Origin of the sequence: Microcoleus sp. B7-D4, from assembly GCF_036705125.1 — a bacterium.
In the GTDB taxonomy this organism is placed as follows: Bacteria; Cyanobacteriota; Cyanobacteriia; order Cyanobacteriales; family Microcoleaceae; genus Microcoleus.
Genome location: NZ_JAUBTT010000081.1, coordinates 13,099 through 39,293 on the forward strand (window position 1 = coordinate 13,099; position 26,195 = coordinate 39,293).

24 protein-coding genes, 23 tRNA genes and 1 pseudogene are annotated in these 26,195 nt (G+C 44.8%); 13 read left to right on the forward strand and 35 right to left on the reverse strand.

Annotated elements, in window-relative coordinates; all coding sequences use genetic code 11:
* Positions 1 to 109 precede the first annotated feature (109 nt).
* The 6 genes from QUB12_RS27250 to QUB12_RS27275 form a co-directional block, all read right to left on the reverse strand.
* Positions 110 to 182, reverse strand: a tRNA-Ala gene (locus tag QUB12_RS27250).
* Positions 183 to 310: 128 nt separating this feature from the next.
* Positions 311 to 387 (reverse strand) — tRNA-Ala (locus QUB12_RS27255).
* A gap of 7 nt (positions 388 to 394) precedes the next feature.
* Positions 395 to 468 (reverse strand) — tRNA-Arg (locus QUB12_RS27260).
* Positions 469 to 821: 353 nt separating this feature from the next.
* Positions 822 to 894: transfer RNA gene (locus QUB12_RS27265), tRNA-Arg, on the reverse strand.
* A 95-nt stretch (positions 895 to 989) separates the two neighbouring features.
* Positions 990 to 1,060: transfer RNA gene (locus QUB12_RS27270), tRNA-Gly, on the reverse strand.
* 50 nt (positions 1,061 to 1,110) lie between these two features.
* Positions 1,111 to 1,554, reverse strand: coding sequence for a retroviral-like aspartic protease family protein (locus tag QUB12_RS27275; RefSeq protein WP_333101624.1), 444 nt, complete (start codon positions 1,552 to 1,554; stop codon positions 1,111 to 1,113).
* Between the two features lie 103 nt (positions 1,555 to 1,657).
* Between QUB12_RS27275 and QUB12_RS27280 the strand changes: the two genes are divergently transcribed.
* Positions 1,658 to 2,263, forward strand: a complete 606-nt coding sequence (locus QUB12_RS27280) for a macro domain-containing protein (protein ID WP_333145295.1) — start codon at positions 1,658 to 1,660, stop codon at positions 2,261 to 2,263.
* Positions 2,264 to 2,283: 20 nt separating this feature from the next.
* Here QUB12_RS27280 and QUB12_RS27285 read toward each other — a convergent pair.
* From QUB12_RS27285 to QUB12_RS27370, 18 genes are all read right to left on the reverse strand, one after another.
* Positions 2,284 to 2,355, reverse strand: a tRNA-Thr gene (locus tag QUB12_RS27285).
* Positions 2,356 to 2,450: 95 nt separating this feature from the next.
* Positions 2,451 to 2,524 (reverse strand) — tRNA-Leu (locus QUB12_RS27290).
* A gap of 124 nt (positions 2,525 to 2,648) precedes the next feature.
* Positions 2,649 to 2,721 (reverse strand) — tRNA-Pro (locus QUB12_RS27295).
* 4 nt (positions 2,722 to 2,725) lie between these two features.
* Positions 2,726 to 2,806: transfer RNA gene (locus QUB12_RS27300), tRNA-Leu, on the reverse strand.
* Positions 2,807 to 2,829: 23 nt separating this feature from the next.
* Positions 2,830 to 2,906 (reverse strand) — tRNA-Leu (locus tag QUB12_RS27305).
* Between the two features lie 29 nt (positions 2,907 to 2,935).
* Positions 2,936 to 3,009: transfer RNA gene (locus QUB12_RS27310), tRNA-Gln, on the reverse strand.
* Between the two features lie 5 nt (positions 3,010 to 3,014).
* Positions 3,015 to 3,097 (reverse strand) — tRNA-Gln (locus tag QUB12_RS27315).
* 10 nt (positions 3,098 to 3,107) lie between these two features.
* Positions 3,108 to 3,182, reverse strand: a tRNA-Asn gene (locus QUB12_RS27320).
* A gap of 6 nt (positions 3,183 to 3,188) precedes the next feature.
* Positions 3,189 to 3,261, reverse strand: a tRNA-Phe gene (locus QUB12_RS27325).
* A gap of 4 nt (positions 3,262 to 3,265) precedes the next feature.
* Positions 3,266 to 3,352 (reverse strand) — tRNA-Ser (locus QUB12_RS27330).
* A gap of 4 nt (positions 3,353 to 3,356) precedes the next feature.
* A tRNA-Tyr gene (locus QUB12_RS27335) sits at positions 3,357 to 3,430 on the reverse strand.
* Positions 3,431 to 3,464: 34 nt separating this feature from the next.
* Positions 3,465 to 3,546, reverse strand: a tRNA-Tyr gene (locus QUB12_RS27340).
* 13 nt (positions 3,547 to 3,559) lie between these two features.
* Positions 3,560 to 3,634, reverse strand: a tRNA-Lys gene (locus QUB12_RS27345).
* Between the two features lie 5 nt (positions 3,635 to 3,639).
* Positions 3,640 to 3,713: transfer RNA gene (locus QUB12_RS27350), tRNA-Glu, on the reverse strand.
* Between the two features lie 6 nt (positions 3,714 to 3,719).
* Positions 3,720 to 3,794, reverse strand: a tRNA-Trp gene (locus QUB12_RS27355).
* 3 nt (positions 3,795 to 3,797) lie between these two features.
* Positions 3,798 to 3,872 (reverse strand) — tRNA-Met (locus tag QUB12_RS27360).
* A 102-nt stretch (positions 3,873 to 3,974) separates the two neighbouring features.
* Positions 3,975 to 4,048 (reverse strand) — tRNA-Cys (locus tag QUB12_RS27365).
* Positions 4,049 to 4,249: 201 nt separating this feature from the next.
* A tRNA-Asp gene (locus QUB12_RS27370) sits at positions 4,250 to 4,323 on the reverse strand.
* A gap of 496 nt (positions 4,324 to 4,819) precedes the next feature.
* Between QUB12_RS27370 and QUB12_RS27375 the strand changes: the two genes are divergently transcribed.
* Positions 4,820 to 5,644, forward strand: coding sequence for a biotin--[acetyl-CoA-carboxylase] ligase (locus tag QUB12_RS27375; protein ID WP_333145297.1), 825 nt, complete (start codon positions 4,820 to 4,822; stop codon positions 5,642 to 5,644).
* A 350-nt stretch (positions 5,645 to 5,994) separates the two neighbouring features.
* Here QUB12_RS27375 and QUB12_RS27380 read toward each other — a convergent pair whose 3' ends face one another.
* Complete coding sequence (locus QUB12_RS27380) at positions 5,995 to 9,606, reverse strand: OmpA family protein (RefSeq protein ID WP_333309267.1); 3,612 nt, start codon at positions 9,604 to 9,606, stop codon at positions 5,995 to 5,997.
* 120 nt (positions 9,607 to 9,726) lie between these two features.
* Positions 9,727 to 10,824, reverse strand: coding sequence for a 4-hydroxythreonine-4-phosphate dehydrogenase PdxA (gene pdxA / locus QUB12_RS27385; RefSeq protein WP_333309269.1), 1,098 nt, complete (start codon positions 10,822 to 10,824; stop codon positions 9,727 to 9,729).
* Between the two features lie 70 nt (positions 10,825 to 10,894).
* Here pdxA and petM point away from each other — a divergent pair, with 70 nt between their 5' ends.
* From petM to QUB12_RS27400, 3 genes are all read left to right on the forward strand, one after another.
* Positions 10,895 to 10,999 (forward strand): cytochrome b6-f complex subunit PetM, encoded by a 105-nt coding sequence (petM, locus tag QUB12_RS27390; protein WP_172189541.1) that lies wholly within the window; start codon positions 10,895 to 10,897, stop codon positions 10,997 to 10,999.
* Positions 11,000 to 11,196: 197 nt separating this feature from the next.
* Entirely contained in the window at positions 11,197 to 12,174 is a 978-nt protein-coding gene (locus QUB12_RS27395; RefSeq protein WP_333309271.1) for an NmrA family NAD(P)-binding protein, read from the forward strand.
* Between the two features lies 1 nt (position 12,175).
* Positions 12,176 to 13,093: an NAD(+) kinase gene (locus tag QUB12_RS27400; RefSeq protein ID WP_333170020.1), complete on the forward strand. Its 918-nt coding sequence runs from the start codon at positions 12,176 to 12,178 to the stop codon at positions 13,091 to 13,093.
* On the opposite strand, the gene QUB12_RS27405 is transcribed toward QUB12_RS27400, so the two are convergent.
* The gene (locus tag QUB12_RS27405; protein ID WP_333309273.1) at positions 13,057 to 13,251 is read right to left on the reverse strand and encodes a hypothetical protein; all 195 of its coding nucleotides are present in this window, start codon (positions 13,249 to 13,251) and stop codon (positions 13,057 to 13,059) included. The two genes, QUB12_RS27400 and QUB12_RS27405, sit on opposite strands and share 37 nt — an antisense overlap.
* Positions 13,252 to 13,310: 59 nt before the next feature.
* On the opposite strand from QUB12_RS27405, the gene QUB12_RS27410 reads away from it, so the two are divergent.
* Both QUB12_RS27410 and QUB12_RS27415 read left to right on the forward strand, forming a co-directional pair.
* On the forward strand, positions 13,311 to 13,529 hold the full coding sequence (locus QUB12_RS27410; protein ID WP_333053554.1) for a hypothetical protein: 219 nt from the start codon (positions 13,311 to 13,313) through the stop codon (positions 13,527 to 13,529).
* Positions 13,522 to 13,914, forward strand: a complete 393-nt coding sequence (locus QUB12_RS27415; protein WP_333145301.1) for an aspartyl protease family protein — start codon at positions 13,522 to 13,524, stop codon at positions 13,912 to 13,914. The genes QUB12_RS27410 and QUB12_RS27415 overlap by 8 nt, the downstream gene beginning before the upstream one ends.
* A gap of 514 nt (positions 13,915 to 14,428) precedes the next feature.
* Here the strand turns inward: QUB12_RS27415 and QUB12_RS27420 are convergent.
* From QUB12_RS27420 to QUB12_RS27440, 5 genes and pseudogenes are all read right to left on the reverse strand, one after another.
* Complete coding sequence (locus tag QUB12_RS27420; protein WP_333309275.1) at positions 14,429 to 16,402, reverse strand: hypothetical protein; 1,974 nt, start codon at positions 16,400 to 16,402, stop codon at positions 14,429 to 14,431.
* Between the two features lie 165 nt (positions 16,403 to 16,567).
* Positions 16,568 to 16,714, reverse strand: a complete 147-nt coding sequence (locus QUB12_RS27425; protein WP_333203452.1) for a DUF5615 family PIN-like protein — start codon at positions 16,712 to 16,714, stop codon at positions 16,568 to 16,570.
* Entirely contained in the window at positions 16,711 to 16,941 is a 231-nt protein-coding gene (locus tag QUB12_RS27430; RefSeq protein WP_006634608.1) for a DUF433 domain-containing protein, read from the reverse strand. The genes QUB12_RS27425 and QUB12_RS27430 overlap by 4 nt, the downstream gene beginning before the upstream one ends.
* Positions 16,942 to 17,178: 237 nt before the next feature.
* Positions 17,179 to 18,729 carry an ATP-binding protein gene (locus QUB12_RS27435; RefSeq protein ID WP_333203454.1) on the reverse strand — a complete coding sequence of 517 codons (1,551 nt, stop codon included), beginning with the start codon at positions 18,727 to 18,729 and terminating at the stop codon, positions 17,179 to 17,181.
* 305 nt (positions 18,730 to 19,034) lie between these two features.
* A pseudogene (locus QUB12_RS27440) lies at positions 19,035 to 19,178 on the reverse strand (GTPase Era); the annotation flags it as partial.
* A 148-nt stretch (positions 19,179 to 19,326) separates the two neighbouring features.
* Here QUB12_RS27440 and QUB12_RS27445 point away from each other — a divergent pair.
* Together QUB12_RS27445 and QUB12_RS27450 are read left to right on the forward strand one after the other, a co-directional pair.
* A complete protein-coding gene (locus tag QUB12_RS27445; protein WP_333309276.1) occupies positions 19,327 to 19,860 on the forward strand; it encodes a peptidoglycan-binding protein in 534 nt (177 codons plus the stop codon).
* 250 nt (positions 19,861 to 20,110) lie between these two features.
* Positions 20,111 to 20,365 carry a hypothetical protein gene (locus QUB12_RS27450; RefSeq protein WP_333309278.1) on the forward strand — a complete coding sequence of 85 codons (255 nt, stop codon included), beginning with the start codon at positions 20,111 to 20,113 and terminating at the stop codon, positions 20,363 to 20,365.
* A 257-nt stretch (positions 20,366 to 20,622) separates the two neighbouring features.
* On the opposite strand, the gene era is transcribed toward QUB12_RS27450, so the two are convergent.
* Both era and QUB12_RS27460 read right to left on the reverse strand, forming a co-directional pair.
* Positions 20,623 to 21,534, reverse strand: coding sequence for a GTPase Era (gene era / locus QUB12_RS27455; protein WP_333309280.1), 912 nt, complete (start codon positions 21,532 to 21,534; stop codon positions 20,623 to 20,625).
* Positions 21,535 to 21,602: 68 nt separating this feature from the next.
* Positions 21,603 to 21,776, reverse strand: coding sequence for a hypothetical protein (locus QUB12_RS27460; RefSeq protein ID WP_333145305.1), 174 nt, complete (start codon positions 21,774 to 21,776; stop codon positions 21,603 to 21,605).
* Between the two features lie 267 nt (positions 21,777 to 22,043).
* Between QUB12_RS27460 and QUB12_RS27465 the strand changes: the two genes are divergently transcribed.
* Entirely contained in the window at positions 22,044 to 22,475 is a 432-nt protein-coding gene (locus QUB12_RS27465) for a hypothetical protein (protein WP_333145306.1), read from the forward strand.
* Between the two features lie 675 nt (positions 22,476 to 23,150).
* Here the strand turns inward: QUB12_RS27465 and QUB12_RS27470 are convergent.
* A complete protein-coding gene (locus QUB12_RS27470; protein ID WP_333145307.1) occupies positions 23,151 to 23,423 on the reverse strand; it encodes a hypothetical protein in 273 nt (90 codons plus the stop codon).
* A 284-nt stretch (positions 23,424 to 23,707) separates the two neighbouring features.
* Between QUB12_RS27470 and QUB12_RS27475 the strand changes: the two genes are divergently transcribed.
* The 3 genes from QUB12_RS27475 to QUB12_RS27485 all read left to right on the forward strand — a co-directional run bounded on the left by QUB12_RS27475 (position 23,708) and on the right by QUB12_RS27485 (position 26,133).
* The gene (locus tag QUB12_RS27475) at positions 23,708 to 24,394 is read left to right on the forward strand and encodes an NUDIX hydrolase (RefSeq protein ID WP_333145308.1); all 687 of its coding nucleotides are present in this window, start codon (positions 23,708 to 23,710) and stop codon (positions 24,392 to 24,394) included.
* 198 nt (positions 24,395 to 24,592) lie between these two features.
* A complete protein-coding gene (locus QUB12_RS27480; RefSeq protein ID WP_333145309.1) occupies positions 24,593 to 25,348 on the forward strand; it encodes an ATP-binding cassette domain-containing protein in 756 nt (251 codons plus the stop codon).
* A 137-nt stretch (positions 25,349 to 25,485) separates the two neighbouring features.
* Positions 25,486 to 26,133 carry an ABC transporter permease gene (locus tag QUB12_RS27485; RefSeq protein ID WP_333145310.1) on the forward strand — a complete coding sequence of 216 codons (648 nt, stop codon included), beginning with the start codon at positions 25,486 to 25,488 and terminating at the stop codon, positions 26,131 to 26,133.
* Positions 26,134 to 26,195: the final 62 nt, after the last annotated feature.

Consider the following 26,195-nt stretch of genomic DNA (forward strand, 5'->3'; position numbering starts at 1 on the left):
TGCGTGCAAAGCAAGCGCTCTACCAATTGAGCTATGACCCCGCGTAAAAGATTCACCTGTGGAGTAAATCTAAAATCTAAAATCTAAAATCGACTTCAGACACCGAAAGTGGAGTCAAGGAGAATCGAACTCCTGGCCTCTTGCGTGCAAAGCAAGCGCTCTACCAATTGAGCTATGACCCCGCGTAAAAGATTCACCTGTGGAGTAAATCTAAAATCGAAAATCTCAAATCTAAAATCGAATGACCCCGCGTAAAAGATTCACCTGTGGAGTAAATCTAAAATCGAAAATCTCAAATCTAAAATTGGTGTGGTGGATCGCGATCGGATTTGAACCGATATCTTTCTAACAGCCAGTTAGATGCTTTACCAATTAAGCTACGAACCCCAGACAGCAGGAGCGGTAGGACTTGAACCCACAACATTCGAGGTAGAAGCTCGACACTCTATCCAGTTGAGTTACACTCCCATGTTTTTTGTTAATGTGCGATTCCCTACGGGATAGCTGCGCTTCACGCACTTTCCGTGCAAGTTATCAGAGCATTGCGTTTTCTCAGTTACTAGAGGGACTCCGCCGATGAGTTGCTACACACTCTTTAAAGGATGGCTACCTTTAAGCCAACCTGCCGGGTTCAATGCACTCCTCGTTCTCAAACGCCCGCTGATTTTGACAGCGGTACCTTTCCTCTCGTACTAAAGTATGTAGGCTCCAAAGATTGGGACACGCAAAGGGCGTTAGCGAAGCCCTCGAAGAGGATCGCTCTTAATATAAAAAATTATCCATTCAATGGAATCAACCTCCTTAAATTAAATAAAAAACAACGAGAGTGGTAGGACTCGAACCCACAACATCCGCGTCCGAAGCGCGGCGCTCTATCCATTGAGCTACACTCCCATAAACCGATTTTAGATTTTAGATTTTAGATTTTGGATTGAAGAAAACCTCTGGCGATTTTAGATTTCGGATTGAAGAAAACCTCGTTTTAGCCAAGCGGATAACGGGACTCGAACCCGTATCGCGAGTTTGGAAGACTCAGATGCTACCGTTGCACCATATCCGCACTTCAATTAGTTTTACCGATTGTATCTCTTTAACCTCAACATACAGCCTTTACAAAATTGTCAAGTAAGTTTGCGTTGGACTGATGGGTAAAGTTACTAATCGCTGATTTTTTAAATCTAATTCAATTCCCAGGGCTTCTAGAGGAATCACGCCTAATAAAGGATTCATACCTCCGGGCAATTCCAAACACTCAAACGTGCCTTCGCGTCCTACTAAAGAAATTTTAGCATCCTGAAAAATTCTGGCTTTACCAATGCCATTAGCAGTCTCTACATCCACTTCTTTGAGCAATTCTAAACCGAGTTGTGCAATGATACTTGCAGGCAAACACAATGTTGTTGCACCTGTATCAACTAGCACATTATTTAGAGTGACTGAACGGATTTGGTCGGAAGGCATAAATCCTCTGGCTGCGACATTTTGATCGGCGCGGTTAGTCACGGTGAGTGTGGTAATAATTTTTCCCATTGAGGTGTTGTCAGTTGCTAGCATAGTTTAACCTTGAACTACTCAACCTCAATTATGACAATTTTTTGGAAAAATTAGTACGATCGCCCTTAGCTATTTGCTAAACTAGCGCTCGGAGATAAAACACATGAAACTTATACTTACAGCACCCAATACCGAACTATTTGCGGCATTCCAAGAACATTTTTTCTACTTACCCAATCTCGAAATTACCAACAAATGTTTCGAGGATTTAACCGAGTATGACTGTTTGGTGAGTCCCGCTAATTCATTTGGCATGATGGATGGCGGTATCGACGCAGCTATCGTTGGTTTTTTCGGTCATTCTCTGATGGTTAGGGTGCAGCAGCATATCTTGGAAGACTATTTAGGCGAACAACCCGTTGGCACGTCATTCATCATCGAAACTCACCATCCCAAACATCCTTTTCTCGCTCATACTCCCACCATGCGCGTACCTATGTCTGTTGTGGGTACAGACGTTCCGTATGTGGCAATGTGGGCAATGCTATTAACAATTCGGCGCTACAATCGACACGCAAAACGTAAAATTGAGAGTGTCGTTTGTCCGGGTTTAGGAACGGGGATAGGCAGAGTTCCTTATCGCGAAGCCGCGCGGCAAATGGCACTGGCTTACGACTATTTTGTTTATCCCACGCCGTATGTAAACTGTTTTGTTGCGGCCGAACGACAACTGCAAATTTGGGAAGGTGGCGATCGCAATTCTGGCTAAATAGCGATCGTATTTTCCCAAGCAGGTGACAGGAGTTGAACCTGCAAGAAAGCTTTACAAGAGCCTCATGTTGCCAATTACATCACACCTGCATTTTTGGTGGCGGGGGCAGGAGTTGAACCTGCTATTAAGAGGCTTATGAGACCTCCAAGCCTACCCAGGCTACTTCACCCGCGATGTCACCAAATACCCCTGACTGGCATCGAACCAGCACTAACTAGATCCTAAATCTAGCGCCTCTACCGATTGGGCTACAGGGGCAAAACCGATTTGAGATTTGAGATTTGAGATTGAATAAAACCTCATACCCCTGACAGGCCTCGAACCTGCAAAAAACACTCGTTCTGAGCGAGTGATGTTTTCCAATTACATCACAGGGGTAAAGTCGGGATGGTTGGATTTGAACCAACGACTCCATGCTCCCAAAGCATGGCTTCTGGCCGCTGAATTACATCCCGTTCATGCTCCTCGTGAGACTCGAACTCACACTCAAAATAAAACAGATTTTAAGTCTGCCGCGTCTGCCAATTCCGCCACAGGAGCAACTAGAAACTTAGTTAAAAATTTGGTACTCCTAGTGAGATTTGAACTCACACAACACAATTTTTGAAATTGCGGCCTCTACCAATTGGGCTACAGGAGTGTAATTGATCTGCTTTGGTAATAGCAGAACTGGGAAGGCAGGGATCGAACCTGCATTTTGCCGCTTTCAAAGAGCGGTGCCATACCGATTAGGCGACTTCCCAATAATTGGGTACCGGGGTAGGCTTTGAACCTACAGACAGAAACTCCTATTTCAGAGATAGGCGGCTTTACTAATTTGTCTACCAGGCAATTTAAAAAATGGCTGCCCCAGTAGGACTCGAACCTACAACCTAGCGGTTAACAACCGCTTGCTCTACCATTGAGCTATAAGGCAACGCAATCCCCCAAGTCAGTATCGAACTGACGACCTCTTGTTCTTCACACAAGCGCTCTACCAACTGAGCTATCGGGGGAAAACGGAGAAGGAGGGATTTGAACCCTCGACGGCTGTTAAACCGCTCTTTCTTAGCAGGAAAGCGCCTTAAGCCTCTCGGCCACCTCTCCACAGCGAGAACGGAGGGATTTGAACCCTCAATCTTCAGTTTTATTAACTGAGATGTTATCCGGCTACACCACGTTCTCAAAATTGCAACTGCGGATTAAATGCAGTTACAAATGGGTCGGGCTGGAATTGAACCAGCAACGCTTTAAGCTACTGTTTTACAGACAGCTACCCACGCCAATAGGAGGGCCGACCCAAGATAGGATTTTTGGTAGGTCGCCGAGGAATTGAACCTCGATCCATCCGCTTAAAAGGCGGCTGCAAAACCATTCTGCCAACGACCCACGAGAAGTGCTGACGGGAGTTGAACCCGCAATCACTTGGGTGAAAACCAAGCGGCTTAAACCATTTGCCTACAGCACTATAAATTGGCACAGGAACTGAGATTTGAACTCAGAATGCTGGTTTTGGAGACCAGAGTGTTGCCAGTTACACCATCCCTGCTTTTGGTGGCAGCGGCGGGATTTGCACCCGCATTGACCAAGGTATGAACTTGGCGCTTTACTATTAAGCTACGCTGCAATGTCACTTTCGCTTCGTTCCTTTTCAAAGTTAAAAATTTCAATTAAAAGACTGTTAGTTTAATCTTTTAATTTCTAATTTTTAATTCCTGATTGGGAACAGAGGTTAGGGCGGGATTTGAACCCGCGAAAATCGGTTTTGCAGACCGACGCTTTGAGCCACTCAGCCACCTAACCTGGGAGTCCCGACGAGGTTTGCACTCGCAATCTTCACGCCAGAGGGGGAGACGGCTTGACTTTTGCCTACGGGACTTTGACCCCCGCCGAAAAACGGATACTTGCTTTCCGACAGGAGGTGTGGATTTTAGACCAAAGTTCCAGAGTCCAGATTCTTCTCCTGTGGAGTAAATCTAAAATCTAAAATCTAAAATCGACTGACGGGAGTAACGAGACTTGAACTCGCAACCTTTCGCTCGACAGGCGAATGCTCTGACCGGTTGAGCTATACCCCCGCGAAAATGAACAATATTCTGTCCTTGAATTACTCAAGTTGGGACGGGGTGGCGGTTGATTTCGCGTACTACAACCCGATCGGGCTATTGTTGCCGGAGTCTACACCGCCGATGTCCACAATTGTGTGACACGATTAACTTCCTATTCAGTTTTCAAGGTTCATATTGCTCCTGGGGTAAGGCTTTGAAGCTCTTTCCCCTTCGCCATACATTTATACTACATTACGTAGTACAAGACTGTCAAGGGGGTAATACAACTTTTTTTTAAATTGGGTTTTTTAAAGGGGTGTCGATCGCTCCAACAAACCCTCTGCGTCCCCCGTAACCCTTATAAATCAAGAGATTATGTGGCTAAACAGATGTTGTGGCGTAAGGTAAATCTGATGCTGAAACTGTACTACACTCCAATGTCTCTGAATTCTCGCCGTCGCGCGAGGTGGCACTTCTGGAAAATGCGATAATCAGCTTTTAAATATCAAATACTACAAATCAAACCTTGTCTGAATTGCCCTTAACTCCCGTGCCCGCAACCACAGAACCCGATCGCCCAAACCTGCATCACTGGCTACACTCCTTGGATACCTGTCCGAGTACCAACAGTTGGGCGATCGCCCGCGCGGCCCAACTCCACCACGGAGATGCTGTATTTACGAAGCGACAAACCAGCGGGCGCGGCCAACACGGGCGCACCTGGCACGCCCCAAGCGGTGTCTTGACTGTTAGTTTTGTCCTAGAAAACCTCAACCCCAATCTGTTGCCGGGACTCAGTTTAGCAGCGGGTTTAGCGGTGATTTACGCGATCGAAGATTTGGTTCCCGACTGTCGCGATATGCTGCGCCTGAAATGGCCAAACGATGTCTGGATCGATCGCCACAAATTAGCCGGAATTCTCTGCGAAGCTACTTCCGGCAATGTTTCTGGTAAAACTCGCGCGGTTGTGGGAATTGGACTCAACCGCTGCGTAGATTTCGCGGCTGCGGGATTGGATGAAAGGGATCTCGGCAATGCGGTAAGCTTGCATTCTATTGCTAGTACAGTACCGGATGAACTGTGTTTGGTCGATCGACTGCGACACTATTTACTCGAACTAGCCGATATGTTTTCTACCACAGACAAGCCAGTCTCCAAGTCCGGTTTAGCGCTACTTTTGCCGGAATTGCGCCGCCGCGATGCGTTGATTGGCTGCCAGGTGGCGATCGAACTTGCGTCGGAAACCATCTGCGGAGAAGCCGCCGGCATTGACGGATGCGGCCGCTTGCTAATATGCTTGGCGGGCGATCGAATACAAGCCTTTACCTCTGGGCGAGTTCGATTAATTTAAGAGTCATTAGTCAGTAGTCATTAGTCATTAGTCAGTAGTCAGTAGTCATTAGTCATATCCTGTCGATTACCCGAAATCAGGTAGGGGCGGGTTCACCAACAATACCTGCCAATAATTGACAATCTCAAAAACCCGCCCGGCCGGGATATTATGGTCAATCGATCGGACATGATATCAGTAGTCAGGAGTCATTAGTCAACAGTCATTAGTCAACAGTCATTAGTCATTAATCATTAGGGAAAATTCCCAATTAACAATGCCCGATGCCCGATGCCCGATGCCCGATGCCCGATGCCCGATGCCCTATGCCCGATGCCCGATGCCCGATGCCCAATTCCCCATTCCCAATTTTAATTGATCACCTCAAATACTACCAATCTGCTCAGCCACAGCGGTTGATTTGCCTCCACACCTTCGGGACGACCCTTAGTAGAAGCAACTTGTATTCTGTTGCCATTTATCCCTTGTCTAACCAAAATATTTTTCACATTTGTCGCCCTTTCCAGTGCCAAGTTTTGATTTTCGGTCGGACTGCTTTTAAAATCGCTGTAGCCAACTATCCTTAAATTCTTCGTGCGATTTTTCTCCATATATTCCTTGACTTTGCTAAGCTTTTGTGCTACATCTTTCGCCTGCAAACTTGCCGAGCCTGCACCGAAATACACGCGAACTGGCATTATTATCTTTGGTGGCGGTGGAGTTCCTATTATCACTGTATTTGTTACAGACTTCACCCCCGGAATTTTCTCAAAAGCTTGAGTTATTTTCTGAGCATCTGGCACTTGGCTCACACTGCCTGCAACGGCGACTTTTCCCTCTGCATAGCGAGCTGAGATATTAATGCTTTCTACTTTATTCAAAAGAGCTGCTGTCCGCTTGACATCGGCTTCGACTAAAACTGGATCGGGAGGTACTTCAACGGCTATAATTTTATTTTCAATTCTTGATTGTGGAGCCACTTGCTGAGCGATTTTTTCCGCTTTCAATCGCAGATTTTGATTCGGCACTCGTCCCGAAATCTGCAATAATTTATCTTTAACATCTGCCACGATACGATAAACCGATAACTCTGGAGCAGATTGTAATGCTAAATTCGTATCTGCTTCTAAGCTCGCTTCAACTCCGCTGCGGTATTGATGAATTCCCCAAGGTAGGCCAATTAAACCTAACGCTGCCAAACCGATCATGGGTAAAATTGGACGTTTACGAGATTTAACTTTTACCTCTGTATCGATTAATTTTTGCAATTTCGAGTTTACTTCGGGTGGCACAGTTGCTGGATCGCCGTTAAATGACTGAAGTTTATCTCCGTATTCTTGAACAATATTGTTGAATATCGATCGCATTTTATACTTAAACCACTGGCGGGTTTCTCCTTGCATCACTACTGCTAGATAACACGAACCCGCCACTTCCAATACGATCGTAGATGTGCCGTATTCTATTGCATCAATTTCTGCAACATTTCCAGACTGAGATATACAATCGTTGACAAAAGCCCGAATAGCAGTCAGCATCCCAGCCACCATGTCTGATTCTAGCTGTTCGCGTTCAGAATGCTGCACTGCTGAAATTACTAAGCCCGATTGTGTTTGAATTAAAAAAACAGCTTTAACACTGAGTGGTGTTGTTTCTTTCATCAGCAATTCTGCTTCAGAAATTCCCTGTATTTTGGCTTTAATTTTGCGGCTAATTCCCTCTGGACTTAAAGCTGATTCGACTTTTTCATTAATCTCCCGCATCATCTCGGCGATGTATTTTAAAATCGTGCTGCCGATGATCGGATAAAGTGCATCCGACATTGCTTCTCGTTTGAGATGAATTTGCTGTTTGATAGCGGTGGCCATTTCCGGCGCGATCGCCATTGCAATTTCATCGGGCGATTCACTCATTCTGTGGCTGATTCCTACAGTCAGAGCCGGCGATATGGCTACTCCCATCGATTGTCGATTTTCTCTGGTTTTGGTATTAATTATTTCATCAATTATCGGACTTATGGTTTCGACAAATGATTGTCTCGACTCATTAATGGTTTGGAGCATCATTTCGGGAAACATGATTTTAATTCGGGCGATTAATTCTTCCCGATCGCCTCCCCATTCCGCATCAGTAATTTTGCGATCTAGTTCCCCTACTTTATCGTTGAGTCTGTAATTATAACTTACAACTTCATCTAACAATGGTAAAATAGATTCGATGACCGACTTTTGTAGTTGAGCGTGATGGCTAACCATCAGCTCGTCAATCAAAGGTTTCAGTAAATCGGTAAACAAGTCTGTGGATTCATAAATTCGGTGTTCGATCGCCACAATTTTTTGTTCGAGCTTCCCGAGTCTTTGATCGATCCTTTTATTCTGAATGATGGCATCGACAGCGGGGGCGATCGCAGATTCTATCTCTAGCTTTGCTTCCCCGATGCTTCGGGACAGCATTTCTACAATCACTGGCATTATTCTTGCCATCAACCCTTCTATCTCGCCTAAAACTTGCTGCTGAACTTCGACAATCTTAGTTTCATTATTTAATATTTGTGCTGCAATACCGCTGTTTTGAATAGCCGTGTTGACACCAGGTGCGATCGCCTCTCTCACCTCTAACTTTGTCTCCTCGATTTTTCGGTTCAGCGACTCAATCATTAACGGCATTAACCTTGCCATTATATCTTCCGGTTGAGTTTTTTGCTGTCGCTGAAGATTATTTAGTCTACTTTCTACGTCGCTCAATTTTCCTTGAACTTCTCTTTGAAGAATTGCTGACTCTATCAAAGGTTGGATCGTCGCTGCTACTTGTAATTTTGATTCATCGATTTTCTGATTCAGCAAATCTGTTATTGCCGGCATTAGCATCGCCATTATCTCTTCTGGCTTCTGAATTGGCGACTGTTGCGTAGCCAGTCGGCGTTCGATGATGCTCAATACTTTTTCTTCTATTTCTACCCAAGCTATTCTTACCTGTACTGAGGGGGCGACAGCTTCTACCACCTCTAATTTTAATTCACTAATTTTGCGGTTCAGTAAATCGCTAACTACTGGTACTAGCTGCTTGATTAAATCTTCCGGTTGCTGCTGGTAACGCTGCTGAATATTTGCAACTCTATCTTCAATTCTTACTACCTGTTCTTCAAGTCCGTTTTGATTGTGAATTACTTGATTGACTCTCGGTGCGATCGCCGAAGCCACCTCTAACTTAGACTCCTCTACCTTACGGTTGAGCAGATCGCCCACCACCGGCATCAGCCGTTGCATTAACTGTTCTGCATTCGGCAGTGGCTGCTGGTTCAAATTAGCAATCTGATTTTCCCAGTCTGCTAATTTTGCCTCCAACTCGATCCGATTAATTTTATTATTGCTCGCGAGTTCGATCGCCTTTTTTAATTCCAACTTCAACCCATCTAATTCTTCTCTCACTAATTCAGGAATTAACGGTTTCAGCAAAATCATCAACTCTTCGGGCTCAGACATCAGCTTCTCAAAATTTTCTAACCTTTGTTCCACGCTCAAAACATTACTGTAAAATTCCGGTAAATCCCTTTCAAATAGCAATTGTTGCAACTGCTTAAACTGCTCTACTGCTTGTTCTAATTCTTCTTCCGACGGTCGAGTTTTTTTAGTTACTTTCCCCGCTATAGATAAATCGGGTTCCTCATTATTGTTTTCTCGTCTTTGAGATGGGATCTCTTCATCGTTAGTTAATACTTCCGGTACAATACTCGGTGATTCGATCCGAAAAGACAATTGTTTGCGCCGATTTTCGTCATCCTCCAACCGCTGCACCGACTTTTCCGAAAGCGGTAATTTCACCTGGCTTGGCTCTTTTTTGGATTTCTTCAATAACTGAAATTCCGTCAGTATGGTTAGCAATTCCTGAAGCTGCTCTCCAGCTTTAGAACTTGCCAGAGTTGCATCAGAAACCTCTTTTTCTGACTGATATATTTTGCCTGAATTATCATTAGATTCTGCCATACTGCGCTACCAAAAGTTGATTTTAATCCACCGAAGGAAATTACCAGCTTGCTTGCCGCCTCACCCCAGCGAAAATCAATAGGAATGACACAATTTTTCCGAGCGTCTGGCGTACTAAACCTATCGCCCTATTTTAACTGCTGTTCTGCGACTAGCCAACTGGGCCGCCAACTGCAATGCTGCCTTCATGCTGGAGGCATCTGCAAGCCCTTGACCTACAATATCAAAAGCTGTGCCGTGATCCGGAGATGTGCGGACAAAAGGCAAGCCAATTGTAGTGTTGACTGCTTTATCGAAAGCCATCAATTTTACTGGAATCAACCCCTGGTCGTGGTACATTGCCAAGTAACCGTCGTGAGCTTCTGTGGCTAAACCGTACCAAACTTTAGCCGGTTTTACCCACAGGGTATCGGGGGGGACGGGCCCGTCTAACTGCACTTGAGGAAAGCGATCGCGCTGCGTTTCCAACCAAGGTATCATCCAGTCTTGCTCTTCATTTCCCAGTTTGCCATTTTCGCCGCTGTGAGGATTTAAGCCAGAAATCGCAATTTTCGGTCTTTCTAGCCCAAAATCTTCCCGCAAACACTTTACCAGCAATTCTAGTTTTTCGCTCAATAATTCTGGAGTCAAAGCATCGGGGACTTGACGCAGGGAAATATGTGTGGTAGCGAGTAAAGTTACGAGCGTCCAGCCACTGTGGGGAGATGTGGCGGCAAACAGCATTCCGAACCGCTGCGATTTTGCCCTTTCTGCGAGGAGTTCTGTTTGTCCGGGATAATTGTAACCGGCCGCCTGCCAGCAAGTTTTGGAAATCGGGCCGGTCACTATGGCGGAGAATTCGCCGGCGATGGTACGGGCGATCGCACTTTCCATGTAAGCAAAGCTAGCGGCCCCGCTAGCTGCACTACCGACACCGGGGACTATTTCGCCCCACTTGTTGTCTGGTTCAATATCAATAATATTTAATGTTTCGGGATTTGCCGCTTCTGTTGCTGGATTGGTCGATCGCAACTTATCGTAAGTTTGCTGCAAAACTCTCCTAGAACCTATAACCGTTACCCTCAAAGCAGCAGCGGGATCTGCCAATGCCTTGAGAATCACTTCCGGGCCAATTCCCGCCGGATCTCCCAGAGTTACAGCTAGTTTTGATTCCCGATCGAGACTCAAGGCAGTTTTCTCCAACAAAATACAGGAATTTCGGCACTGAAATTTTAGCATTCCTGTACCGGGTTGACCCAAATTATATTATCTTTATTTCATGCGATCGCCCAATTGGACATATATAATCATGAATCCTGAAATTTTCAATGCAGCCTTTTTGTCCTTTTCCCTAATTTTCGTGGGTATAGGTGGAGGCTTCCTCCTGCTCAAATTGCAAGGCGGCGAAGAATAAGTTTTTTTCAACCAATCCTTCAGAAGCCTTCTACCTTCTGCCTTCTAGAGTCTACTTGCTGCCGAAAGTCAGCCTTGTTCCGAATATCTCAAGCCTAAAATGAGAAAATTTCAGGTTTTTGTTAAGTTTTTATAACAAACTTAACAAAAACCTGATACCATCTTATAGAAAGTTTAAGATTCATAATTAATCCCTAGATGACTTTATTGATTTTAGGTGCCACCGGCACTCTCGGCCGCCAGATAGCCCGCCGCGCCCTAGACGAGGGCTACCAGGTGCGCTGTTTAGTCAGAAGTTACAGAAAAGCTGCATTTTTGAAAGAATGGGGCGCTGAACTCGTACCGGGGAACCTTTGCCAGCCAGACAGTCTGCCTCCGGCCCTAGAAGGCGTCACTGCTATTATCGATGCAGCAACAGCCAGTGCAGCCGATTCTGTCAGCATCAAAAGAGTAGACTGGGACGGAAAAGTATCGCTGATCCAAGCAGCAGCAGCAGCAGGCATCAAGCGTTACATATTCTTTTCCTTTCTCGACGCGGAGAAATATCCTCAAGTCCCCTTGTTGGAAATTAAGCGCTGTACCGAATTGTTCTTAGCAGAATCCGGTCTAGACTACACAATCTTGAGACCTTGCGGCTTTTTGCAAGGACTGGTGAGCCTGTATGCAATGCCGATTTTGGACAATCAGGCAGTCTGGCTGCCCAACAAGCCATCCGCCCTTGCCTACATGAACACTCAAGACGTTGCTAAATTTGCCGTCCGGGCCCTTTCCGTTCCCGAAACCGAGAAAAAAAGCTTTCCGGTGGTGGGAAATCGCGCTTGGGATGCTGACGAAATCGTGCGGTTGTGCGAACGGCTGTCAGGGAAGCAAGCCAAAATTACGCGCACCCCAGACGCCTTGTTGAAGGCTACTCGTCAATTTGCTAAGTTCTTTCAGTGGAGTTGGAACGTAGCTGACAGATTGGCTTTTTCAGAAGTTTTGGCAGCCGGAAAACCCTTGAAAGCTCCGATGGATGATGTTTACAGTGTCTTCGGAATCGACCCCAAAGAAACTACTACTTTGGAGTCTTATCTCGAAGAATACTTTAATCTGATTATGAAGAAGCTCAAGGAAATAGAGTACGAGCAGCTTAAAACTAAAAAACGGAGTAAACAAAAAATGCCCTTTACATTTTAAAGTGCCGAAAGCTGGGATTATATACAACGACGTTAAACCTGTGGCTTGTCGCATCGCCGCAGAGTTGGAAGACAAGCTGACTGCCCGCGGCTGGGAGGTTTGCTCGGTTTCTGGTTCGGGAGGAATTCTGGGCTATTCTAGCCCCGATCGCCCCCTGTGCCACACTCAGATCGAACAACTCGTCCCCCCCGGTTTTGACAGCGACATGGAGTTTGCAGTGGTTTTGGGCGGCGACGGTACGGTGCTGTCGGCATTTCGCCAAGTTGCTCCGATTGGAGTGCCGCTGCTGACTGTCAATACCGGTCACATGGGCTTTTTAACAGAAACTTACCTGAACTTGCTGCCGCAAGCTTTGGAAAAGGTAATCGCTGGAGAATACGAAATAGAAGAAAGATCAATGCTGGCGGTGCGGTTGTTTCGAGAAAACGACTGCCTCTGGGAAGCCCTTTGTCTCAATGAAATGGTGCTGCACCGGGAACCGCTGACTTGTATGTGTCATTTTGAAGTGGCGATCGGGCAGCACGCCTCTATTGACATTGCCGCAGATGGGGTAATTATCTCGACTCCGACTGGATCGACGGCTTACGCGCTGTCTGCCGGCGGGCCTGTGATCATTCCCGGAGTGCCGGTGTTGCAGTTGCTGCCTATTTGCCCGCATTCAATGGCTTCGCGGGCTTTGGTGTTTTCCAACACTGAGCCGATCAAGATTTTGCCGGCGAGTCCGACCCGCCTGGTAATGGTGGTAGATGGTAACGGCGGATGTTATGTTTTGCCGGAGGATTGGGTGCAAGTCGAGCGAGCTCCGTACCCAGCCCGCTTTATTCGGGTGCAATCTTTTGAGTTTTTCCACATTTTGCGGGAAAAATTGGGCTGGGGCTTGCCTCACATTGCTAAACCGAGTTCGGTTGAATTGCCTTGATACTCCTTGGTAATAAGCGGAGTGTAGCGGAGTGCTAAAGTCCCGTCCTTTTGGGGCGGCTTTTTCTTCGCGTTCAAGTTTCTAAGTTTTTGTGCAGGATAAGGCTCGATCGGAATCTCGTAAGGAATGCTTAATTCTCGATCGAGATTCCGAACCATCTCCAAAGTCAGGCTGCGTTTATGATAGATGTATTCTCGTACTTCTGGGAGTTTAAACCATGTCTCTCGCTGAGTTAATACCTTTGGTGAACAATCTGAGCCAGTCAGACAAATTATCACTCTTCAAACTCCTAGCAGTGCAAATCCCAGACGCTGAACTACAAGTCATCTTTTCTGCATCAGAGTATCCGGTTCGATCGCTCTACGATGCAACGGAAGCTGCAAACATTATGATGCAGATGATTCGAGACGATCGAGAGGCATCTACTCATGCCTAGTTCGATCGAGTTTCCCTTTTCTGACGATGAAGCATTACCCACGATTCCCATCACTCTGATTCATGCAGGCTTTTCTGTCTCGGCGAATGCACTGCTAGATACTGGGTCTGCGGTCAATCTATTACCTTATGACATTGGTCTGCAATTGGGTGCAATTTGGGAGGAACAAACTGTCCGCTTGCCATTGGCTGGAAATCTGGCAACGGTTGAGGCGCGGGGTGTATTTGTAGATGTTCAAATTGGGAATCTGGAACCCGTTCGCCTAGCATTTGCTTGGGCACAAGCCTCTCAGGTTCCATTAATTCTCGGGCAAACGAACTTCTTTCGAGAATTTGATGTTTGTTTTGTGCGATCGCGAGGCACGATCGAAATTATTCGCTTCTAATAAGCATCGATGCAGAACTCGGAGTTTTATTTAGCTTAACTCTCGATCGAGCTTCCGAATCATCTCCAAAGTCAGGCAGCGTTTGCGAGATAGCGTTAGTACACAGGGACATTTTGGTTTAACATCCCACCCATTACCTATGCCCCATTCCCTAAACCACCGCTGCGATCGAGAAAATCAGTAATCTCCTGTTCATGGGTATGCTCCTACACTTTGAATTTTTTACAACTTCAATCCAACGGCAGCCCGACTTTTATCAATAAGCCGGGAATACAACAAATTGAACAGCACCCTTTAGGAGTTTATATTTTTTCCACAATAAATACAATGTTTTTACGTAAATTCATTAAATCTTTACAATGTATTTGATTACAACTAACTCATGATTATCAACTATACCCTAACCAAGATTTAGCGGGCTAACGTTCCCGCTCACCGGACGCAGATGAACTTTGCATCTCACCGATAACTCGACTTCGTTCCGGTGCAGCGGGATTGTTATGCTGTGCCAACTTCAACTTTCACCAAAGAACTCTAGAATCCTATCCATAAAGTTCTGCTTCCAAACTTTTTGTACTCTCTTAACCAGCCAATCATCTAAACTATTAATTTGGCTACCATATTTGTCAAGTACATCATCTTTGTAGCCACGCCCTTGACCCCACCTATTTTGAGCATAATCCCAAAATTCATTAGAGTAAGTTTGGGGAGCAAGACTATCTTTGATACAGCAGCAAATTTCTTGCCCGATCTCAATAATAAATTTCTCAAAATATTCATCTATTTGTTCGCTTAAAATTTTCATGACGGGTTTAAGCCCTGATTGTTCTGAGGCATATTTCTCAACCAACTCAACAGCACCTATAATCTCTGCCTTTGACTCACGAAACCTGTCCCTAAGTAATGCTTCTGCAACAGTAGAACCATCGAAATAAATATCTATATCTCGCAGATCATAGGTGCCAAACCTATTATTTATTGCACGAAAAACCGTCGCATGATAGCTTTTAAGATGATTCTTATATCTATTCTCAAAATTACTCAAAAACTCTGTCTTTTCATGAGACTCAATAGTTTTTTTTAGATCGTTTATTAATTTTTCCTCTTGGGGGCTTAATCCTCCTCCACTTTTGATGACTTCTTGAAAAATGTGTTCATAATTTTTTGCTTCTTGAAGTAAGGCTCTCTCTCTTCTAGAAATTAAATCATTGATAGCATCTAACAGTTTAATTCTTGCATCAGAAACATCATCCTTTTCATACTGAGGTTTCAGGATATGTTCCTCGTCGTAGAACTGAAGAGCATCATAGAAGAAAATATTCTTTGGCAAGAACTTGATGTTCTCTCTTGCAAAAGCATCATAGATCTGATTTTTTCTAACCTCAATTCCCTCGTTTCTATCCTCTACTTTTCCATCTAAGTTGACGACATCTTCAGGTTCGCCCTTTCGAGACAGAACCAGTAATGCTACTTTTGTATCAATATCTCTCGATTCTCGCGTTAGGTATCTCGTCAGAAGCTCGCTAACATTACTTGGAGCAGCTGGAAATTGTTCCGCAAACAGACAGATTGAATTGTCTTGGTTACGGATGTAATTAGACAGATCTTTTCTATCTCTGGCATCATCATCCATACCTCTTGTGTCAATGATTGATCTGAAGCGAGGATATTTATTAAATTCAATTAGTTTATTACTAACACCCACATAAATTCTCTTGGGCAAAGAGAATTTATCCATTTTTCCAAGATTCAAATTGCTAAAGTTATTACGCAACCACTTTCTCTCATCTTCTACACTTTCAAAATCATGGAGAGATTCTAAACGGGTTTGATTTCTGTGTGATAAATTTGCTCTTTCAAGAACGGACTTTAAAAAGCCATCAAGATTTTTAGATGACTGGGCAAGTTCAGATGCTTTATCTACACGCTTTCCTTCAATCTGAGAGTCTCGAAGATCAGTGATATTTCTAATGGCTCTTAGCAGTTCAGTAGGTGGTGGGCCAGTTACTTCTGAATTTTGATCACGTTCCTTATTCCAGAAGTAGATACAGAGTTCTCGGATAAATTCTTTAACTTCATCATCGCTGTATGGCTCTATCTCAAGGAAACTTCTCTTGGACATTGAGGGTTGTATGACAACTTCACAAATAGTTGTCCTCCCTGATCCCGTAGATAGCAATTCACTAATTTTATTGACAGTCTTCCCGGTTTTACCAACAGTTTTTTCTTCGCGAAACAGATTAAATAGATGACATATAGCTGTAGTTTTACCAACGCCTATTTTTCCAATAAAAACCAAATTATAATCTTGTATTTCGAGCAGTGCTTTAATTCTTACTAGACGCGCCGCAATGCTTTTAAGCGAGTTTATCGAGCAGCGAGTTTTAATAAGAAAATTAACACTCTTCTGACCTTTTATATTTCTCTCTAATATCTCAATCTCAGACTCTATCCGTCCCTTTAGGCTTTGGACAAATTGTATGCTCATATACAAAACTCTTGAAGTGCAAGACTAAACCCCGACTACTCTACTGAGTATAGCCGTATAATACCGCAGATTGACGATGTATGTCAACTCCTTCTTACTCCCCATCAGAATCTCCTTTCCTCGATCGAATTCGCCACACGATTCGACTCAATCACTTAAGCCGTCCTAATTAAAAAAGCTATCTTTATCCCAAACTATTGGGTCGATCGTTGCTTTCATTCCCACATCTCGAACGTGAAGCGAATTAGGGAAAACATCGCTCAAACGATTCGGCAACTTGGGCGACAAGTTTTCATCAAAAAGTAATTTCATGCCGATAAGGTCGCGGTCATAAACCGACGCTCGCGGTCAGCAGCATAAGCAATACAGGCTTTTAAATCTTCCCGTGTCAGATCGGGAAAATCGTCAAGAATTTCTGCTTCGGTCATCTCGGAAGCCAGGTACTCAAGCACTTCATAAACCGTAATTCGCAAGCCGCGTACACAAGGCTTACCACCGCGTTTATTTGCTTCGATCGTGATGTGGTTTCGGTAGTTCATAGTTGGAATTTTTGAGAATCTCCTCGTTTGAGGTTTGGCGAAAAGATTAGATATACTAGCTTGTTACATGGGTGCGCGATCGAATAATTCTATTGCAGTTGCGGTACAATACTGGATATAATCGAGTAATACCGCAGCTCGATAGTGTATGTCAACCCCTTCTTAATTATATTTTAGATTAGAGTCGATCGCACACCCTCGGCGATCGCACAAATCGAGACATTTATCAGAACTTCTTCACGCACGAATAACTGTAACGGTTCGCCCCATTGGTGTCAGATGAATTTCAGTATTCAATCGTTCTTCTAATTCGATCGCATTCTCGCGTCGATCGAATATCACCAACCACCCTTCATCTTGTCCCAATCGAGCCAAATATCCATCTAACTGTTCCAACCCTTTACTCAACGGATCGACTTTCCGAGTTCGCCAAACCTTCAGTTCAATTCCCAATGTTACCTCACCATAACGCAAACATAAATCCATTCTGTCGCGTCCGATCGCATATTCCCTCTCCAACGTTCCCCCACCATTAATTACCCGATGCAGAAATGCCATCAACACTAAATGCGGGGCAATTTCGGGATAAGATGCACTTTTGAGTAACGGTTCGCCATGTTGTAGCCAAAATTCCAGAAAAGTTTTGAGTAACGCTTGCGTGTCTAATTTGCCTTCATGAGTCAACCAACTCGGTGCAATTTGCGGCAGAGAAGCCATTGGCGTTACGGTGAGTACGCGGGGCAAAACTTCGCGATAAATTGGGTTAGCGATCGTCAATCCACCCTGAACATCCATCTTACACAAACCCAAATCGATTAAAAACTGAATATCATCATTGGGGATATTGCCCAGTTCCAAACCTGCCAACATCGGCTCGATAATGGCTTTGACTCGGTTTTCTCTGAGTCGTTCTGCCAAGCTATCCAAATGCGTATCTTGCCGTTTTATTAAAATTTCTTTGGCTTCTAAAATATGGTATGGTGTAATTTCTATAGATTCATCTGTCACTAATTCTTCTACAATTTCCTTAGCTAAAGCATTCACTAACCAAGGTTGTCCCTGAGTCAGTTCAAAAGCTAACGCTACAGCTTCCGGTGTAAAAACTTGTCCGGTATCTTGGGTATGTTGCGCGTAGAGTTCGGCGACTTCTGAGGCATTAAAATCTCTGAGAGTAATCGATCGCACTTTAATATTAAACGGACTGGATGTATTGAGTCGATCGCTTCCCCCAGCAGCCACTTTGTAATCGCGAACATCCCGCAAACCAATTAAACCCACCGATTGCGGAAACGCTTTCGGGCGATTGGGATAACCATCGCGCAGTTGTCGCAGAATAGAAATCAACGCTTGGTCTTGTAGTGCGTCAATTTCATCGATGAAAATGACCAAAGGACGAGGAGAAGATTGTGCCCACAGGCTGAGTACATGGCCGATTTGCTGTCCCGGTTCCGACGAGGGCCAAGCAGGCGGCTGCAATTCTGGGGGAAGTCGAATCGAAATTGCCCGTCGCCAAGCACCGAGAATGGCATCCTCTGCACCCGCGATGTCTTGACTGAAGGGTGCGCCGACTTCAACTGACAGCATCACGGCGGTGTATTGTCCGCTTTCGGTGAGTTGTTTGGCTAACGCCAGCATAGCGGTGGTTTTCCCCACTTGCCGGGGTGCGTGGATGACGAAATAGTTGCGTTGAGCGATTAACCGTTCTAAGCTTGGTAAGCGTACCGTGGGCGACAGTGCGTAATGAATGTCTTCTTGGCATGGGCCAGCAGTATTGAACCAACGTGGCATAGGTCAACTGGGGCGAATGGGGCTGCTCTCAGTTTACTTTACGGTTGTTGGAATGGCGTTCTAGTTGTTAAGCGGGGGTTTGTAACTCTCGGTACCAGATGAAACTCTCTCAGAGCGAAAGTCGTGCATGATTCTTGATTCAAAAGACCTCTTGCAAAAATAATTAGGACGGGCAAGATGCCCATCCCACAAAATTTATTTTTTCTTGTGGGATGGGCATCTTGCCCGTCCTATCAATTGATGAAAAGGATTTTTTGCAAGAGGTCTAAAGAACGGAAGAACCGCAACTGCCAACTGCCAAAGTTTCACTCTTCTACCCGGCCCAATTCCGCTAAACGGGTGCGAGACTGCCACCATTTCGGCTGCACCTTGACAAATAACTCCACATATACTTTACCTTCAATTAACTTTTGAATCTGTTCTCGCGCCGCACTGCCGATCAACTCTAAGCGGAAACGATATAACTCAAATGAGTGACACTCCAATGTGTGAGCTCACACAAGTGTCACTATAAAAAGCGACTGTGAAGCCACCGAAGACAGCAGTTATACCTGAAATATCAAATGAAAACACTCGAATGCACAGAGGATTCCCATCATGTTTACAGAAGAAAAAACTCTCAATAATCAAGCTATCGCTGTCGTCGCCGATACTACTTCTCAATCTACTCTTGCAGTTGCTCAAGCCTCTGGACTGATGAAACCTACTTTAAAACGGGGTTCTACAGGTCAAGCCGTCAAGGAACTGCAACAGCTTTTATATCATTGGGGATATTATTACGGTTTTTCGATCGATGGTATTTTCGACACCTATGTTGAAGATGCCGTCAAAGACTATCAACACCGCGTCTTTTTACCTGAAGATGGGATTGTCAGTCCTCTAACCTGGCAAGCACTATACTCTGGTGCACCTGTGAATATGCCGACTCTGATGAATGGTAGTTCAGGTAATGCTGTCAAAATTGTTCAGAATGTCTTGAAATTGAATGGATACTATTTGGGTTTTGTTGACGGATACTTCGGGGTTATGACCAAAGTAGCGGCGATCCAGTTCCAAACGATTAAGGGTTTACCAGCCGATGGAATTGTCGGGCCGAGAACTTGGCACGCTTTGAGCAAGTTACCGCACTAAACAACGGTATATAGCAATCCTTGCAGGAGTCGTAAATTTTTTACCCCACCCCAACCCTCCCCTTATCAAGGGGAGGGAGTAAGAAATTCACAAATGATTTAGGATGGCTATATCTCACTTGTATAGGACTTACGTGCCGACTCTAATTGTAGGGTGTGAAACGCGCACTTTACAACTACAGGTAGTGTAGTTTCTCAGTTATTGCGTAAGTCCTGTTAGTTAAGCTTTAATCATTTATGAGGTTAATCAAATGACACATTCTGCTATCCTTGAAGCTCCAGCAAATTCTTCTGAACCCGGACAAGAGCTGGCTCAATTTTTGCAGGCAGATAATGGACAATACTCGGCAATGCGAGCGATGAGTTTTATTGCACTGATTGCAGCAATTGTGTTTGGCGCAATCACAATAACTAGCAAAAATGCTGATGGCAAATACATTACAACTTCTTTTTTAGTTGCTGCTTTTGCACCAAAAGCTGTTCAAAAATTTGCAGAACGTGCTTAAAGAGTTGACAGTTGACAGTTGCGGGCTGAGTTTTTAGGGGAATAATTTAAACTGAGATGTTGCACCATTCTCAATTACTTGTTTAGGAACAGGCAAGATGCCTGTTCCACAAAGAGTGAATTTTCTTGTGGAACAGGCATCTTGCCTGTTCTTGAGAATGGTGCAAGATGTGAGTTTAAACTGAACTTCTGCCTACGAGGGGAAGTTCAGTTGTCAAATCTCTCAACGATCGCCCTTATTTGCTCCATCAGTTCGCTTTATTCTTCCACGCGATAGCCCAATTCTGCCAAACGAGTGCGCGACTGCCGCCATTTCGGCTGCACCTTGACAAATAACTCCAAATACACTTTGCCTTCAATTAACTTTTGAATCTGTTCGCGAGCCGCACTACCGATCGACTTGAGCATACTGCCGCTTTTACCGATTAAAATACCTTTTTGGGAGTCCCGTTCGACGTGAATTGTCGCCAGAATGCGCGTAATTTTTGCTTCTTCTTGAACAATGTCGATCGCAATTGCTACGGAATGCGGCACTTCTTCCCGCGTCAGCAGCAAAATCTGTTCCCGAATCAATTCGCCCATAATAAAGCGTTCCGGCTGGTCAGTCACCAAATCTGGCGGATAATAATAAGGCCCAACCTCCAAATGTTCGATTAACAATTGTTGCAGCGACTCGACACCCTCGCCCGTGAGAGCGGAAAATTTCACTACAGGCCACTCAGGATTGACAATTTGCTCGTAAGTTCGATCGATCAACACGCTATCGGACGGTTGTTCGTCCAATTTATTCATCCCAAAAATCACCGGAATGCCGATATTGCTGAGAATTTCGACAATATATCGATCGCCCCCTCCCGATTCCACGGAACCATCCACCACCAACAGCACCACATCTACCGACTGAATCGCGGTGCGGGCATTCTGTACCAAAACCTTGCCCAATTCGTGATGTGGCTTGTGAATTCCGGGAGTATCTACAAAAATAATTTGTGCTTCCGGTGTCGTTAGGATGCCCCGCAGCCTGTTACGCGTCGTCTGAGACACCGGCGAAGTAATAGCAATTTTCTGCCCCACCAACTGATTCATCAGCGTTGATTTTCCGACATTCGGGCGTCCGATAATACCCACAAAGCCCGATTTGTAACCCGCCGGAGCCGCGGGAACACCCATAATGTCCGATACGTCGATAAATTTACTATCTTCCACTAAAATCACCTATTTTCAAGCCCCTTCTCTGTCTATTGTCGCCTGAAAATACTCAAACGCCCATCGATGCACTGTAGCATCTTTCTCGCCCTGGTATAGCCCGCAACACTCAAACCTCGATCGAGCCGCAAACCAGTGTTAAAACAGGATAGGCGATCGGCAAAACTTGATATCTGAGACAAAATTTGATAAAGTTCCAATGACATCGCTCAAAAATGAATCATTCTGGTAAAACCGACTCCCCAATGCTGTAACAACTTCAGATGTGTAAATATCTAACTCAACTGAAACTCTTCTACAGTTTGTCAGGCCAACCAGTTTTAACATTTTTGAAGATGTTTGGTAATAAATTAGGTAAGTTGAGTTCAAACTCAAAAGCTCAATATCATCAGGCGCTTTCTCAATAAAAGCTAGTGTCTTTTGAGCCTACCTAAATTAGTGCTAATCGTCATAAAGTTGAGGAGATGAATCGAATGAAATCGAAATTATTTTGGAGTGCCTGCACCGTTTTGGTAGCAAGCTTGCCTGTTCCCGCATTGGCTCAAACCAGCCCTCCCACCAGCCCTCAAGCAGGTATTGACTACAAGGGTGGCTCGAAGAATTACCAATTGGTACCGGGCAGAATCCAAGACAGAACCTTGCCCAGAGCATTTGACTTTCCAATTATTACCAATGTTGGTACTGACACTAGCATTACCTCGGATTTCCTAATTACCGATCAGTTTCGCGCCCCAGCGGGTCGTACAGAATACACCGGAGCTCTCACCTCCTGGGCAGCATCAATCAGAGAATGTCTGGCCAAACAACCACTCTTGATTCGAGCCAGCACTAAGAACCCGATTCAGATTAATGGTAGAGTAGGCACGATTGTCAGAAACGCAAATAACCGTGCAGTTTGCAAATAAGCCAGCAATATCACAGGCGCTAAATTGACCGTAATTGCTGTAAGGGCGGGTTCACCAATATCTCCCATGCAAGCATCGATACAGTAAACCCGTCACCGCAGCGATATTGGGGTCAATCGAGGTCAGTTGATATAACTTCCGCTATCTAAAGATAAAAACTAGAGAGTGTTTTTGAACAAAAAGAGCAATAGAAAACCTATTGCTCTTTTTGGTGGCGAAATTTCAATTAATATCTATTAGGACTTCTATGATATCGGCGGAAACGACATCATATATAGCAATCCTAAATCATTTGTGAATTTCTTACTCCCTCCCCTTAGTAAGGGGAGGGTTGGGGTGGGGTAAAAAGTTTACGACTCATTTAGGATTGCTATAGCAATCCTAAATGATTCAGATACATTTGTAGGGGTAGTGCTACCCCTACTCCCCGTGCCTACCCCCTATCTATCGGGCAACCACGGGGGGATTGCCCCTACAATAATTATGCAAATGATTTAGGATTGCTATATCAGAGGTTTGTAGTGAGGAATGCAAGTCCTTATCAAAGTTTAAGGACTTGCATTCCTCACTGCAAACGAGATAATTACGCAGAAACCAGCTTGTTTCCAAAAAATCCCGTGGAACGCGAGGGATATGGATTTTAACACCTGGTTTATGAAAGTTTGTCTGCGTAATTCACGATTTAGGAGCGCAAAATTCATGTGTACTCAGTAAAATTTCGCCATAATCAGGAATCCAAGCTAGCCACTGTTCTTCCGAAGATTCACACAACAGCCACGCTTCGTCAAAGCTGAATGCGGTTGGCGGATTGAACAATTTAACCCACATAGAAGGAGTCAATTTTGGTGCAGGTACGGCGCAGCCAAATTTTTCCCAGTCACGGACACTGGCGAAGCTTCCGGGCGTTGGTTGGGATTGCCAAGTACGAATATCTGTTTGCAGTTTCATCACAACTCCTTTTGGGCTAAGACTCTGAACCAGGGCGCGGTTGAAACAACCTAGAGCGAAGGCGCAGATAAATTTTGATTATGTAGTCTATGTTACGGAATTATCTAGGCGAATGTGTAAGGTTGTAGCAAAAATTTACAATCGAGAGGAAAAAACTGGCTCAAAGCTGAAAAGGTCGATCGGCTATTGTTCAGCTCGGCAACGATCGCCTACCATAACAAACAACACCTGATATCGTTTCCGGCGGCATCGGAATGATAAATTAGAGGGCAATTCATGAAGGATTGTTACAAGTCGCCACCTATCTCGGCGCAATTTTCAGTTGTTCGATTCACAGTCAACAGTCAACAGTCAACAGTCAACATCATTCCGGTGCAACCGGAATTGATATGATTTATTCCAAAAATTCCGACATGAACCAAACTGCAAAATCCCAGTGGAAAACTCTAGATCGCTTTGTAGAAATCAACTCTCATTGGGTAAAACTAATCGCGGAACATCTCGAAACAACCGAAGGAAAAACAGTAGAATATTGGCGAGTAGAAAGAGCAGATTCAGTTGTAATCTTGACCATTCAAGCTGACAAATTGCTGTTTCCCCCACCGATGTATCGCCCCGGCGTGGCAGAAGCAACCCTCGATTTTCCCGGCGGTCGCGTACCAGCAGAAGCCACGCCAGCAGAAGCCGTTCCAGCTATAATCAAGAAAGAATTAGGCGTGACAGAAAGTGCGATCGCCCGCATCGAACCGATCAACACCGTCGGCTGGGAAATAAACAGTTCCTTCTCCAATCAAAAACTCTACGGTTTTGTTGCAGAATTGCACCCGACAGCAACAGTAAACCCCGAACTTCTCGGTGCTGAATATCCTGTCACCCCAGACGGAATTCGCGACTTGCTCAAAAAATTAACTTGCCTCCAATGTCGAGCCTTACTGCTAGAATGGCAAAATCAAGTCGATTTTAGATTTTAGATTTTAGATTTTAGATTTTAGAATTGGCAATTGTCCCCCGATGCTCGCTGATTTTAATTTTAGGACTTACGCTCATAAACCCGGTTTCTCTGACAAATATTGGGTTAAGCAGCAAATTATCTAAGAAAAAAACCGGGTTTCTAGCCCCTTGTCTGTAAGTTCTAAAATTCCTGAAAACCCAAATCACCGGAAGTAATCATGCCTCTCAATAAAGAAGTTGCTGTCGAATGCCTCGACGTGACATATCGCCTCAACCGCAGGCATTTAGTAGAGAAACTCAATTTCAAAGTGCTGCAAGGAGAAGTTTTAGTATTGCTGGGACGCAGCGGAAGTGGCAAAACTACTACCATGAAATTGATTAACAATTTACTAACGCCCAGCAGCGGCGAAGTTCTTGTCATGGGAAAACCGACAACTCAGTGGAACCCAATTCAACTGCGCCGAAAAATTGGTTATGTGATTCAAGAAATTGGTTTGTTTCCGCATTTTACCGTCGAGCAAAACGTCGGTTTAGTGCCGAAATTAGAAGGTTGGGAGGGCGATCGTATTCAATCTCGCGTCCGGCAACTGTTAGAATTAGTCAACCTCGACCCCCAGCACTTCGCCAAACGCTATCCCCATCAGTTATCCGGGGGACAGCGGCAGCGGGTAGGCGTCGCTAGAGCACTGGCGGCTGACCCTCCGATATTGTTAATGGATGAACCGTTTGGTGCTTTAGACCCGATTACTCGTCTGGAATTACAGCGGGAATTCGGTCAATTGCAGCAGCAACTCGGCAAAACTGTGATTTTTGTGACTCACGGGATTCAAGAAGCTTTTTTGTTAGCTTCTAGAATTGGTTTGATGCAAGACGGACGGTTGGTTGAATTGGGATCGCCCGATGATTTTATGAAATCTCAGCATTCAGAAGCTCAGGCATTTCTTGAATGTTTGCAATTACCCGGGACGGGGTAATAATATGATGTGCGATCGCATCATTGGTTTATGGGTATGGGCGGGGCGGGTTTTTGAAGCTGATGGTTGGGAATTAAAGATATTGGTGAACCCGCCCCTACGAAATTTTTAATTATACCACAATTGCCAATTACCAAATGATAGAATTTTTAAATCGGTATGGTGCGGAGATAATTCGGCGCGCCAGTGAACACTTATATTTAGTAACTGTTGCAATTTTTATCGCTATTATTGTGGGGATTCCCCTGGGGATTTTAGCTACGAGAAAACCAAAATTGAAAAAGCCAATTTTGGGATTTGCTAATATTATGCAAACAATTCCCAGTTTAGCTTTGTTTGGCTTGCTAATCCCGGTGCCGGTATTGGGTGGAATAGGCGATCGCACGGCAATTATCGCCCTGACTCTGTATTCTTTACTGCCAATTATCCGCAATACTTATACTGGTATTGTCGGCGTCGATCCAGCGATTACGGAAGCGGGAAGAGGCATGGGAATGACTGATATGCAACTGTTATGGCAAGTGGAAATTCCCCTGGCGCTGGGCGTGATTCTGGCGGGCGTGCGAGTTGCTGCGGTAATTGCGATCGGACTCGCTACAATCGCCGCTGCAATTGGTGCGGGTGGCTTGGGGGTGTTTATTTTTCGTGGCGTTGCTACCGTCAACAATCAGTTACTTTTGGCTGGGGCAATTCCAGCCGCTTTGATGGCCTTAGCTGCGGATTTTGGGCTGGGTTTCGTAGAAGCGCGCCTCTCGAAAAGTACCTTAAAAACTCTTAAGGAATGAGAATTAAATAACTTCCACAAGTTTGTGGGATGGGCGTCCCGCCCGTCCAAAAAGGACGGGCG